The 12,561-nt window shown below is 36.9% G+C and carries 9 protein-coding genes and 1 riboswitch; all 9 genes read right to left on the minus strand.

All coding sequences use genetic code 11. From position 1 onward, the window contains the following. Positions 1 to 21: 21 nt before the first annotated feature. The 9 genes from PEDSA_RS04935 to PEDSA_RS04975 all read right to left on the minus strand — a co-directional run bounded on the left by PEDSA_RS04935 (position 22) and on the right by PEDSA_RS04975 (position 12,554). The gene (locus PEDSA_RS04935) at positions 22 to 1,140 is read right to left on the minus strand and encodes a hypothetical protein (RefSeq protein ID WP_013632057.1); all 1,119 of its coding nucleotides are present in this window, start codon (positions 1,138 to 1,140) and stop codon (positions 22 to 24) included. An 84-nt stretch (positions 1,141 to 1,224) separates the two neighbouring features. Then, positions 1,225 to 1,413 (minus strand): hypothetical protein, encoded by a 189-nt coding sequence (locus PEDSA_RS04940; protein ID WP_013632058.1) that lies wholly within the window; start codon positions 1,411 to 1,413, stop codon positions 1,225 to 1,227. Positions 1,414 to 1,536: 123 nt separating this feature from the next. Further along, positions 1,537 to 2,094: an SMC-Scp complex subunit ScpB gene (scpB, locus tag PEDSA_RS04945; RefSeq protein WP_013632059.1), complete on the minus strand. Its 558-nt coding sequence runs from the start codon at positions 2,092 to 2,094 to the stop codon at positions 1,537 to 1,539. A 10-nt stretch (positions 2,095 to 2,104) separates the two neighbouring features. Beyond that, positions 2,105 to 3,226, minus strand: coding sequence for a cyclic dehypoxanthinyl futalosine synthase (gene mqnC / locus PEDSA_RS04950; RefSeq protein ID WP_013632060.1), 1,122 nt, complete (start codon positions 3,224 to 3,226; stop codon positions 2,105 to 2,107). A 445-nt stretch (positions 3,227 to 3,671) separates the two neighbouring features. Beyond that, complete coding sequence (gene metE / locus PEDSA_RS04955) at positions 3,672 to 5,978, minus strand: 5-methyltetrahydropteroyltriglutamate--homocysteine S-methyltransferase (protein ID WP_013632061.1); 2,307 nt, start codon at positions 5,976 to 5,978, stop codon at positions 3,672 to 3,674. Positions 5,979 to 6,127: 149 nt separating this feature from the next. After that, positions 6,128 to 6,316, minus strand: a riboswitch (cobalamin riboswitch). A gap of 101 nt (positions 6,317 to 6,417) precedes the next feature. After that, the gene (locus PEDSA_RS04960) at positions 6,418 to 7,317 is read right to left on the minus strand and encodes a sugar phosphate nucleotidyltransferase (RefSeq protein WP_013632062.1); all 900 of its coding nucleotides are present in this window, start codon (positions 7,315 to 7,317) and stop codon (positions 6,418 to 6,420) included. 83 nt (positions 7,318 to 7,400) lie between these two features. Beyond that, the gene (locus tag PEDSA_RS04965) at positions 7,401 to 8,957 is read right to left on the minus strand and encodes a helicase HerA-like domain-containing protein (protein WP_013632063.1); all 1,557 of its coding nucleotides are present in this window, start codon (positions 8,955 to 8,957) and stop codon (positions 7,401 to 7,403) included. Between the two features lie 31 nt (positions 8,958 to 8,988). Then, positions 8,989 to 11,424: an alpha/beta hydrolase family protein gene (locus PEDSA_RS04970; protein WP_013632064.1), complete on the minus strand. Its 2,436-nt coding sequence runs from the start codon at positions 11,422 to 11,424 to the stop codon at positions 8,989 to 8,991. A 20-nt stretch (positions 11,425 to 11,444) separates the two neighbouring features. Next, positions 11,445 to 12,554 (minus strand): M42 family metallopeptidase, encoded by a 1,110-nt coding sequence (locus PEDSA_RS04975; RefSeq protein ID WP_013632065.1) that lies wholly within the window; start codon positions 12,552 to 12,554, stop codon positions 11,445 to 11,447. Positions 12,555 to 12,561: the final 7 nt, after the last annotated feature.

Consider the following 12,561-nt stretch of genomic DNA (forward strand, 5'->3'; position numbering starts at 1 on the left):
ATAAAGGTTATTACATTTTCATTAGAAATTACAAATCATCGTGGCATGTCTTTTTCCGAAATGTGCTCCGGTAGCTTCGTGAATGGCTAACATTTTATCATTAAAATCGCCCACCCATGAGAGTTCCAGTTCTTTATATTGGTTTAATGGTAAAACGTACTCCTTCAACTTAATGAAAATAGCAGACTCCAAACCATGTTTTTGAAATTTCTCTTTGGTGCCCATAACGATTGCCCGCATTCTTGTAACTCCCTTATATCTGTAATACAGAAAACGAAGTTTTTCTATTATACCCAATCTGCCATTTAAAGGTTTTATCATTTGGTTTGCATCGGGAAGAATAATAACAAACGAAGCTGGTTCCCCGTTTACATAGGCAAACCAAACTAACTTGGGGTCCATTATCAGTTTCATTTTCCCAAAAGATTCAATCACGGTTTCTAATTTGATAGGAGAGAAGTTGTCGAAGTTTTTCCATGCATCATTATAGATTTCCATAAAGTCGGCTGCAAACTTGTCAAATTTCGAATTATCAAAATGTTCAAAGCTGTAACCTTCCTTTTGGCTTACCCATTTAGCTATTTTCGTAAATCTTTCCGGAAATGGTTTATTAACGTCCAAATGGTTGGTAATTTGTTCGTACATTGTTTTAAAACCATAATCGTCGAAATGTTTTTTATAATAAGGCATATGGTAATTCATGCCGAAAGAGGGTTGAGTAAATCCCTCAATCAAAAGCCCCCAAAAGTTATCGTTTTCCCCAAAATTTATAGGCCCCATCATGGCTTTCATACCTTTTTTTTGTAGCCAGTGTTTAGCAGTATCAAAAAGAAGTTTAAATGCGTCAGCATCGTCAATACATTCAAGAAAACCAATTCCGCCTGTAGCCTGTTCAAATGTATTTGCCTTTTTATAATTGATGAAAGCCGCAATTCTCCCAATTAAGTTACTGTTATCATCAAAAAGAATCCATCTGGTTATTTCACCATGTTGGTGGAAGTTATTCTTTTGAGGAGAAAAAACGGCTTCAATATCTATGTCAAAAGGACAAACCCAGTTTTTGTCGTTGGCATAAACGATTCGGGGAACTTCTAAAAATTGTTTGATGTCTTTTGAGGATAGAACTTCTTTTATTGTCATTGGGCTTGCTTCTTTTGGATTTTAAAATGAAAAAGCATTCTAATGAAGAATGCTTTTTCATGGTATTTTAGAGAATGTTAATGATTAATAATCATCGTCGTCATCATCAAAATCACTTCCGAATCCATCATTCAATCCCAGGTCATCAATAGGAAAGTCTAGATCATCATCCTCATCGTCGAAATTGCCTTTTCCTTTAGACTTGCTTAAAGATTCTTCTGAAGAATCATCCAATGCTTTTTCACTCTTAGTTGGTTTTTTGGGAGTTTTCATTAACGTAATTTTACTTCTTTGTTATTCTTAAAATATTCAATAATTCGAACTGGCGAGCGAATCGGCCAGAATCTGTATCTCAAAAATAGGAGGAAAATCTATATCTAAAAAATGATTTTAAAATTATTCTGCTTTTTCTCCTATTTCAATTTCTCCGATATTTTCAATGTCCTTTAATTGAGGTAAATCCAAGATCGAGTTAATTCCAAAATAATCTAAAAAATATTCGCTAAGTCCATATAATATTGGCCTTCCTGGGCCTTCTGCCTTGCCTTGTATAGTTATAAAATCCTTTTCAAGTAACTTCTGAATCGTATAATCGCAATTTACACCACGTATCTGCTCAATTTCAAGCTTTGTTATAGGCTGTCTATAGGCTATTATAGAAAGCGTTTCTAAAGAAGCCTGGCTCAATTTCTTTTTAGAACGCTGAATATGCAATTGTTGTATAACGGGATGCATATTTTTTTTTGTTAGAAATTGATAACCGTTGGCAATATGTACAAGTTCAATTGCAAAATTTTCGTCTGCATATCTGCTCCTGATATTTTGCAGGCAGCGATCAATTTCCTCTTCAGAAATATCATGTTCGGTGGCTGTCTGCAGACAAATTGCAATCTCTTCTTTCCTTAAACTGGTATCTGATGCAAAAATTAATGCTTCAATGTATTGTTCGATCATTCCCAAATCATTAATAATTGATTTCCTGCTGAACTAAATGATCTACATTTCTCCATTCATATAACTGGTTTCTCAACTGAGGTTCGAATCCCGCTTCTTTGATAGCATCCTGTATCCCGTTTGAAGTAAATCTATGAGGCGCACCTGCAGCACTTACAACATTTTCTTCAATCATGATAGAGCCAAAATCATTAGCGCCAGCATGCAAACAAAGTTGTGCGACATTCTTTCCAACCGTTAACCAGGAGGCTTGAATGTTCTTGATATTAGGAAGCATAATCCGACTTAAAGCTATCATACGCAAATATTCGTCGCCACTAACATTATTACTAATTCCACGAACTTTTTTTAACAAAGTGCCATCATCCTGAAAAGGCCACGGAATAAATGCTGTAAATCCGTAATGCCCTTCTGGTTTCTCGGACTGAACCTGCCTGATCCATACTAAATGTTCAAAACGCTCCTCTATTGTTTCTATATGGCCAAACATCATTGTTGCTGACGTGGCTATATTTAGCTTATGAGCTGCTCGCATAACATCTAACCACTCTTGTCCACCACATTTTCCCTTAGAGATTAATCTCCTTACACGGTCATTTAAAATTTCTGCACCTGCACCAGGCAAAGAGTCTAATCCAGCCTCTTTTAAAGCTTTCAGAACGTCGTAATGGCTCATGCCCTCTAGTTTGCAAACATGTGCAATTTCCGGGGGACCAAGAGCGTGTAATCTTAAAGTTGGATATAGTTCTTTTAATTGTTTAAACAGGTCTACATAAAACTGAAGTCCCAAATCAGGATGATGCCCCCCTTGTAAAAGGAGTTGATCGCCACCATAGAGAAATGTTTCTTCGATTTTCTTTTTGTAAGTCTCTATATCTGTAATATAACTTTCTTCGTGTCCCGGTCTTCTAAAAAAATTACAGAATTTGCAATTGGCTATACAAACATTGGTTGTATTTACATTTCTGTCTATTTGCCAGGTTACTTTTCCATGAGGGACTTGTATTTTCCTAAGTTCGTTGGCTACGTACATCAATTCAGCAGTGCTGGCATGATGGTAAAGGTGCATTCCTTCTTCCAAGCTTAAAAACTCGAAATTTAGTGCCCGATTAAGTAGTTCAGGAATATTCATATCAACAAAAGTACTCTATTTTAAGTTATTTCTTTATCTATAACTTGTAAAAAAGAGTACTGTAATAGCTGGATTTTTTATGATTTACATAATCGCTAATTTTCTGAGTTCTTTTTTTCTGAATTCATTTCGTAATTTTTTTTGATAGGTAAAAGCAGTTTGAGAGCTTGCAGGAGGAGTTCAGTCGATATAAGAGAGCTTTATTATTTGCATAATTATTTCTTGGATGGCCAACAGCTTCTTTGAAAGTAGCAGGCAGAGCAAGTAATAATCGAGGATGTAAATGATCGATGCAAGCTAAAGCCTATGGTTGCACTCGTAGAGATAAAATAGATTAACCAGCAGCTATAGAAAGCATTACGTGCTTTCTATAGCTGCTGGTGGTTAACTCATCTTAAAATTCGGTAAATACCGAAAAAAAGAGAATAATAAACTCTTATCTTAATCAGGCCAAGCTAGACTCTTCAATTTTTGCTCTTAGCTTCTGACCGGCTTTAACCATATTTTCCAAAGCCAGTTTTGTTTCAGGCCATTTACGGGTCTTTAGACCACAGTCAGGGTTAATCCAGATGTTTTTTACAGGTAACAAGGCCACCGCTTTTTCTAAAAGTGTCACCATTTCTTCTATAGTAGGAATTCTGGGGGAGTGAATATCATAAACTCCGGGACCAATTTCATTAGGATATTTGAAATCGGAGAAAGCAGAAAGAAGTTCCATATCAGATCTGGATGTTTCTATCGTTATAACATCAGCATCCATTGCAGCGATATGTTCAATAATGTCATTAAATTCACTATAACACATGTGTGTATGGATTTGCGTTTCGTCCTGAACACCACTCGCGGAAATTCTGAAAGCCTTGATTGCCCAGTTTAAGTAAACCTCCCAGTCTTTTTTACGTAAAGGCAAACCTTCGCGGATTGCAGGCTCGTCTATTTGGATAATTTTAATGCCTGCTTTCTCCAGTGAAACTACTTCGTCTCTGATAGCCAGTGCGATCTGATTTGTAGTTTCGCTTCTTGACTGATCGTTTCTTACAAAGGACCATTGTAGAATAGTAACCGGACCGGTTAACATTCCTTTCATTAACTTTTGAGTTTGTTGTTGAGCAAAGGCTGTCCATTTCACAGTCATATCCGTTGGTCTGCTAACATCGCCGTAAATTACAGGAGGCTTAACACAGCGGCTGCCATAACTTTGCACCCACCCATTTTTACTAAAAAGAAAACCATCTAAACGTTCGCCAAAATATTCAACCATGTCATTACGTTCAAATTCGCCATGTACCAACACATCAATTCCCGTTTCTTCCTGCCATTTAATAGCATCAATAGTCTCTTTTTCTATTTCCAGATCATATTGTTCCTGAGTGATATTGCCTTTTTTAAAATCAGCTCTCAATTTCCTGATTTCATCTGTCTGTGGAAAAGAACCAATTGTAGTGGTAGGGAACAAGGGTAAATGGAAAGATTCCTGCTGTAATTGTTGTCTCACTGCAAATTTGCTGTTTCTTTGCGCATCATTTTCAGTAATTCCTGCTGTGCGCTGCTTTACCACCGGTTTATGGATTTTTTCAGAAATTCTTTTACTGTTTATAGTGTCCTGATTTTTAGTGAGTAACGAAGTATTGCCTTCAGCGATTTCAGCCAATTCGGTAATCTCTTCTAATTTTTCCTCTGCGTAGGCCATCCAGTTTCTGATCTCCGGATCGATGTCAGTTTCCTGACTTAAATCAATGGGAACATGCAGTAAAGAAGATGAAGGAGCGATCAGTATCCTATCTTTACCTATTTTACCAATAGCTTTATTTATTAGGTCTAAGGATTGTTGATAATCATTTTTCCAGATATTTCTTCCGTCAATAACTCCCAGGGAAAGTGATTGATTATCTTGCAAAGCAGCTAACACAACTCCCAGTTGTTGAGGAGCTCTTACCAAATCAATATGAATTGCGTCAACTGGCAGGGAAGTTGCCACAGTTGTGTTTTCTTCTAAAGCATCGAAGTAAGTAGTCAACAAAAATTTAAGCCCTTTTGCACTTTGTCTTAAATAAGAATAAGCCTCTGTATAAGCTTGTTGTTCCTTTTCAGTTAAGTCCAAAGCTAGAAATGGTTCATCAAATTGTATCCATTCTGCCCCAAGTGCGGTCAATTGGGCTAACATGTCCGTATAAATAGGTAGAATATCCTTTAAATAATCCAATCTGTTCAGTCCCTCTTCTTTTTCCTTTCCTAAAAGCAGATAAGTTACCGGACCAATAATTACCGTTTTGGGAGTTTTGTCCAGTATGCGTTTAGCCTCGGTAAAATCATTAATTATCTTGTTTGAGAATAATCTGAATTTTTGATTTTTGTAAAATTCAGGGACAATATAATGGTAATTGGTATCGAACCATTTTGTCATTTCCATCGCTTTGATATCCAATCCATCTTTCTGATATCCACGCGCCATTGCAAAATACAGGTCTAGTTCTGTATTTTCCCGATTTTCAATTACAACACCATTGTATCTGGATGGGATATTTCCAAGAGCCATGGACATATCCAGTACCTGATCATAGAAACTAAAGTCATTACAGGGAATCAAGTCTATGCCTGCTTCCTTTTGCTTCAACCAGTTTTGTTCTTTGATTTTGTTGGCAACCTGAAATAATTCTTGTCTGCTGATTTTTCCAGACCAATACTGCTCATTTGCTTTTTTTAGCTCTCTTTTGACACCTATTCGCGGGTATCCAAGATTGTTCTTTTGCATAATTCTAACTTATTAAACATTTAATTAATGTTCCGATAGTTATTAATATGCTTTGCTGGAAAAAGATATAGAAAGGGCGTACCAAGGACGTTAACCAATCCCTTGATTTTGAAAAAGACACCTGATTATTACTTCAAACCGCGAAAGCATAAACCTTGTCATAAAAAGCAAGTCTCCTGGCTTGTAACATTGCAACCATCCTTCTCATCCTTATGGGACAATGGACATTCTCGGGTTGCAACTGGGAAGTTACTTACAGTTGCGCGACAGCTCGTGATTTTCACACGATTCCTTTTTAAAGATAACTTCCGTTATCTACTATTTATGAGGATTAAATAATACCTACAAGAACGAGAAGGCAAAGATAGGGGATATAAAAACAAAATCCTACTAAATTAGTAGGATTTGTTTTGTCTATTTATTGTTGTATACCAGTTGATTACCAAAGTTTTTCCGGATAGACTCCAGCCTTGATCAACTTATTGATATTATCCTGAACGATAGGTTTATCCTCTTTAAAAGTTACCCCAAACCACTTCTCATCTGTAGGTATTACCTTAATAGTACCGATACGATTTTCTACAATATTATCTGCTACAGAAGGTATATAAAACTCTGATTTTGGTTTGTCAATATTCTTTTTAGCAAAATCCACAAACATTTCTTCTATAATAGGAAATACTTCAGGAGTAAAGCCCCAAAAGTTCATAGATACAGGGTTATCATGCGATAAAGGGAACCGTTGTCCGTCTTCTTCGTAAAATACTTCACCATTCTCTCCAAAAACTTTTGTTCTTTCAATAATCTCGGTTAAGAACTGGTTTTCATCTGTTTTACAAACTCCTCTGGATACCGAACCGTTTTCCGATAACGTGTTGCCAACTTTAAAGCCCACAATTGCATATTGGTCTTTTTTAGCTTCATTATTAAGAAAATCTGCAATTTTTTGGAAAGCGTCATGTCCGTAGAAATCATCTGCATTGATTACACAGAACGGTTCGTGGATTTGATTTTTTGCTTCCAAAACGGCGTGACCAGTACCCCACGGTTTTTCTCTGTAAATTTCCTCATTTATCCCGTATTTACTCAGGTCGAAATTCTGAAACACATAATCTGTTTCGATTTTACCGGCTAATTTGGTATCAAAAATAGATTTGAAATTATCTTTAAATTCTTCCTTAATGATAAAGGTTACTTTTCCGAAGCCTGCTCTTATCGCATCGTAAATAGAGTAATCGATTATGGTTTCTCCGTTTGGACCAAAGCCGTCTATTTGTTTCATGCTGCCATAACGGCTAGCCATACCTGCGGCCAAGATCAAAAGTGTTGGTTTCTTCATTAAAATAGTTTGTAACTATGTATTAGGTTAATAATACGATAGATGTTTAAAATTTGCTGCAAAAATAGCGAAAAAAATCCCAATTAAAAGCCCAAAAAGGAGCCTGATTTCTTACTTGTTTTCTTCCCCGTAATCATACCAAACAAACCTCTCACAATCTCGCGTCCAATCTGTCTGGTAATAGTGGCATTCATTACTTTTTCAAAAGTGCTTTTTTCCACCCGGCCATTACTTCTTGGTGCACTGGCTTCCTTCGCTTCGGCTACAGCTTGATCTGCTTTCAGTTTATCCTCAATTTTCTGCGTTAATATTTCATAAGCACTAATGGGATCGATAATTTCTTGATATTTTTTATATAAATCTGAAGATTGCATTAAAGCTTTACATTCTGATTCAGACATAGGCCCCATAACTGCCGTAGGTGGAATAAGGTGAACCGCAGCTACCTCGGTAGGAATACCTTTGTCATTAAGCACTGTAATTAGCGCTTCGCCAGTACCCAAACTGGTTAAAACTTTATCTATCTGATAAAAATCTGAAGCTGGATAGGTCTTTACTGTTTTTCTTAAAGCGTCAACATCATTGGGAGTAAAAGCTCTTAAAGCATGCTGAACTCGGTTACCCAATTGTCCTAGTACGGATTCGGGAACGTCAGTAGCCGCCTGTGTACAAAAGAAAACACCTATACCTTTCGATCGGATCAGTCGGATAACTTGTTCTATTTGATCTAAAAAGGCTTTGCTGGAGTTTTTAAAAAGTAAATGAGCCTCGTCGAAAAAGAAAACCAGTTTAGGCTTATCAAGATCGCCAACCTCGGGCATATTGTAAAAAATTTCGGCCAGTAAACTCAATAGAAAAGTGGAATATAAAGAAGGCTGATCCTGAACATCAGAAATATTCAATAAACTGATGAGTCCCTTTCCGTCAACCTTTTGGAAAAGATCCTCAATATCGAATGACTTTTCGCCGAACATTTGTGAAAGGCCCATTTGTTCAAGTCCAACAATCTTTCTTAAAATTGTACCGGAGGTAGAAGAGGAGATTTTACCATAAGTATCTTTAATTTCCTGTGCACCGTTTCCTTCAGATAAATAGCTCAATAGCTTTTTAAGATCGTTAAAATCAACCAACGCCATTTTATTGTCATCTGCATATTTAAATATGGCAGCAAGAACGCCTGTTTGCGTATCATTAAGATCTAAAATCTTGCCTAAAAGAACAGGGCCAAATTCAGATATGGTAGCTCTCATTTGAGCGCCTATTTTTCCCGATAAGGAATAAAGTTCTACTGGAAATCCGCTAGGCGTAAATGCTATATCCAGAGCTTTTACACGTTCTTCTATATTTGCGTTTGATTCACCTGGTTTATTTAATCCGGACAAATCGCCCTTAACATCCAGCATAAAAACTGGAACACCTGCGTTTGATAACTGTTCAGCTATTAATTGCAGCGTTCTGGTCTTTCCTGTTCCTGTTGCCCCGGCAATAAGCCCATGTCGGTTCATCATTTTCAATGCTAAATTAATCTTAGCATCCGCACAGATAGTGCCGTCCAACATACCTGCACCTAAGTAAATGTATTCTCCTTTAGGGCTGTATGATTTTTGAATTCTTTCTATAAACTCTTGTTGACTAGCCATTTTATCGTCTTTTAGGTAAATATAAAATTTTCTATTTCTTTATAACGTTTTTTACCCAATTATCCATTTCCCAAAACATATGAAATACTGACTCCCTGGCTTCAGGCTGATGGCTTTCATTTGGTAGTAAAACCAATCTGGAGGGAATTGCATTGGCTTTTAGTGCTGCAAAATAACGCTTGCTTTGATCAGGCTGGGTATCAAAATTCTCCTCCTCGTTACTATGTATCATTAAAAGTGGAGTCCGTAATCTATCCGCCAGATTAAAAGGAGAGAACTTCTTATATAAATCTATTGCTTCCCAATAAGTTCTTTCTTCCTGACCGAAGCCAAAAGGGGTTAAAGCAGTATCATAAAACCCATTGATACCTATTCCCGTTGCAAAGTATCCCTTATAATGTGTTAACATATTTGCTACCATAAAAGCACCATAGCAGTCTCCACCAATAACTATCCGGTCTCTGTCTGCTATTTGCAATTTTACCAATTCATCTATAGCAGCAACAGCATTCTGTTTAATTTGTTCCAGAAACGTGTCGTTAGGTGTATCATTACTTTCACCAACAATAGGCATATCCAGTTCAAGAACAGCATAACCTTGCGTTGTCCAGTAAATGGGAGAGTTCCAGCTTAATTCAGGCGATTTAAAAGGCGAATTTTTTACTGCCGATGCCGCTCCCGGAGTCTTATATATTTTTGGCGAAGCCCACATGATTACCGGTATGCGACCTTTTGATGCGCTATAGTCTTTTGGCAGATACAGGGTAGAAGAGAGCTTTAACGCGTCTACACGCTTATAATTAAGCAAACGTTTGGTGATACCGTTTAAGGGTAGGTAAGGATTGTCAAAATTACTTACCTGATATTCCTTTTTAGATTTGATATTCTGATAGAAATAGTTTACAGGTTGTAAAAAAGATTCTCTTTGGTACACTAATTTTCCATTGCTGCTATTATAGTGCAAGGGTAACTCGTAATAAGGTGCTCTGGAACGGAAAACCGTATCCGTAACTTTTGTTTTTACATTAAATTTTAAGAGATAAGGTCTGTCTCCATCCGAAGAGGCACCTTTCGAGATACTAAAAATATTCACGTTGCTTGGGTCAAATCTGCGAAATTGATTTCCCTCCAATAGCAAAATATCTTTATTGTATTCGTTTTTAATAGTAAGAAAATCACCGGGATCGCTATAAGAATCTTCGTAATATCTGTCCCAAAGGTTTACTCTGTAAGATTGGTTACCCGGTTTAATAAACACACGTCTTTCGGTTCTGGTCCTCCACCAGCGTTCTGTTACTATGGCTATTTGGTCATCTCCCCAGGTAATACCTTTAAAACGTAGATAACAATCGGCCAATTTTACAGGCTTTTTGTCATCCATATCCTGCATATAAATAACGTCTCTTATTGAAACTCTGTAATTGGGGTTTCCTCCGTCTTGAGCCTCAACCCAGATATAAGTTTGCGGTTTATCATGTCGCCACTGAAAATCTCTTTTCCCGTCGAATACAGCGTCGAAACCAATAGGCAGATTATCCAGTACAGGTGTTCTTGAAAGTGGTTTTACCAAAACTCCATACTTGTCGTGGATATTAGTGCTGTACGCAAACTTATCTAAAGTAACTGTGTAAGAGTAGGGTGCGTTTATTGTTTCGGTCATTACCAAAGTACCGTCTGGTGAATAGTCGAATTTTTTATAGATAGCCGGATTGCCAAAATTAACGATATCTCCACTTAAGAAAACAGTTTTAAGTTGTGCTGTAAAATGTTCTTCAAAAAGTGCTTCGTCTTCAGCGTTTTGTAATAAATCTAAATGCAAACTGGTACTCAGGGCTTTTTCTTCGCTATTAAAAATGATAGGAGATAATTCCTTTGCCCTGTTATTGTTTTTCTCAGCTACTTTAAACTTAGCTAGTATAGCCTGGCTATCCGGAGCCCACTGATAAACCTCTCTATATGCACTATTTAAGGGCTGATCGGAAAGCCTTTTTGCATTGTATGTTACTAAAGAAGCAGTCCATAGTTCCAAACCGTTCGGTCCCTCCATACAAAATGCTATTAAATTTTGATCTGGAGAGAAACTAACATGCGATATTTTGTAGGAATTAGGTAAACCCGCAAGCTTTATTTCCTGATTAAATTCTAAGTTTTTAACAGTGATTTTAGTAAAATACTCTTGCTTGATATTGCCACCTTTCGAGTCTAACCTTTCGCCAGCCACTTTAAAAGCAGCCCGTCTGATAACATTTATTTCCGTAAAAGTGTTTCTTTCTAAAATAACGATGTAATCACCGGTATTGTTAAACAAAGTTTGTCTTTTTACAGAGTTATTAACTAAATCTTGTATTTCCTGTGCAGGCTTCTGGTAACCGGTATTCTGTTGCGCAGTAACTGAGTATGTGGTAATGGAAAGAACAAAAGCCGGAATGACAAACATTCCGGCAATTTTAGAGATTGCTTTTGGCATTCTATTTAAAATGATTGTAGTTATTTGATATATCTGAAGTCTTGTCCGTTTTCGATATTCAATAAAGATTGGTATATCAAACGAATAACATTTTCTACGTCTTCTTTATGTATCATCTCCACCGTCGTATGCATATATCTTAACGGTAGGGATATCAGTGCAGAAACAACACCATCGTTAGAATATGCAAAAGCATCAGTATCTGTACCTGTAGAACGGGAAGAGGCCTGTCTTTGGAAAGGAATATTGTTTTTTTGAGCTGTTTCTACCAATAACTTGTTCAGGTTATTATGTACAGCCGGAGCATACGAAACCACAGGCCCTTTACCACACGCCAAATCACCTTGAGTAATCTTATTAATCATTGGAGTAGTGGTATCATGAGTAACATCAGTAACAATAGCCACATTAGGTTTAATACGATGAGCAATCATCTCAGCGCCTCTCAAGCCTATTTCTTCCTGTACCGCATTAACAATGTATAAGCCGAAAGGAAGCTTTTGCTTGTTTTCATGCAGCAAACGGGCAACCTCTGCAATCATAAAGCCACCGGCTCTGTTATCTAATGCCCTGCCTACATAATAACGGTCGTTTAGCACCATAAATTCATCTTCGTAAGTAATCACACAACCCACGTGAATTCCCAATGCTTCCACTTCTTCTTTAGAAGTACATCCGCAATCCAGAAAAATATTCTTTAACTGAGGAGTTTCTTCTTTTTCACCTCCATGGCGAGTGTGAATAGCAGGCCATCCGAAAACAGCTTTCACAATACCATTATCTGTATGTATATCCACTTTTTTAGATGGAGCGATTTGATGATCAGAACCACCATTTCTAATTACGTAGATTAACCCATCTGATGTAATATAATTGACAAACCACGAGATTTCATCTGCATGGGCCTCAATAACCACCTTATAATCTGCTTTTGGATTGATAATACCAACAGCAGTTCCGTAATTATCTACATAGTATTCATCAATATATGGTTTTATGTAATCCAACCATACTTTTTGCCCTGTATATTCAAAACCAGTAGGAGATGGAGTATTGATATAATTTTCTAAAAATTTTAGAGATTTCTCTGTTACAATCTGTTCTTTATCGTTTGCTTTTTTCTTCGTCATGTTCAAC

The sequence above is a fragment of the Pseudopedobacter saltans DSM 12145 genome (assembly GCF_000190735.1).
Classification (GTDB): Bacteria; Bacteroidota; Bacteroidia; order Sphingobacteriales; family Sphingobacteriaceae; genus Pseudopedobacter; species Pseudopedobacter saltans.

Excerpts from the sequence above, each read along its gene's own strand:
- PEDSA_RS04935 (WP_013632057.1), bottom strand. The coding sequence starts at position 1,140 with ATGACAATAAAAGAAGTTCTATCCTCAAAAGACATCAAACAATTTTTA.
- PEDSA_RS04940 (WP_013632058.1), bottom strand. The coding sequence starts at position 1,413 with ATGAAAACTCCCAAAAAACCAACTAAGAGTGAAAAAGCATTGGATGAT.
- scpB (WP_013632059.1), bottom strand. The coding sequence starts at position 2,094 with ATGATCGAACAATACATTGAAGCATTAATTTTTGCATCAGATACCAGT.
- mqnC (WP_013632060.1), bottom strand. The coding sequence starts at position 3,226 with ATGAATATTCCTGAACTACTTAATCGGGCACTAAATTTCGAGTTTTTA.
- metE (WP_013632061.1), bottom strand. The coding sequence starts at position 5,978 with ATGCAAAAGAACAATCTTGGATACCCGCGAATAGGTGTCAAAAGAGAG.
- PEDSA_RS04960 (WP_013632062.1), bottom strand. The coding sequence starts at position 7,317 with ATGAAGAAACCAACACTTTTGATCTTGGCCGCAGGTATGGCTAGCCGT.
- PEDSA_RS04965 (WP_013632063.1), bottom strand. The coding sequence starts at position 8,957 with ATGGCTAGTCAACAAGAGTTTATAGAAAGAATTCAAAAATCATACAGC.
- PEDSA_RS04970 (WP_013632064.1), bottom strand. The coding sequence starts at position 11,424 with ATGCCAAAAGCAATCTCTAAAATTGCCGGAATGTTTGTCATTCCGGCT.
- PEDSA_RS04975 (WP_013632065.1), bottom strand. The coding sequence starts at position 12,554 with ATGACGAAGAAAAAAGCAAACGATAAAGAACAGATTGTAACAGAGAAA.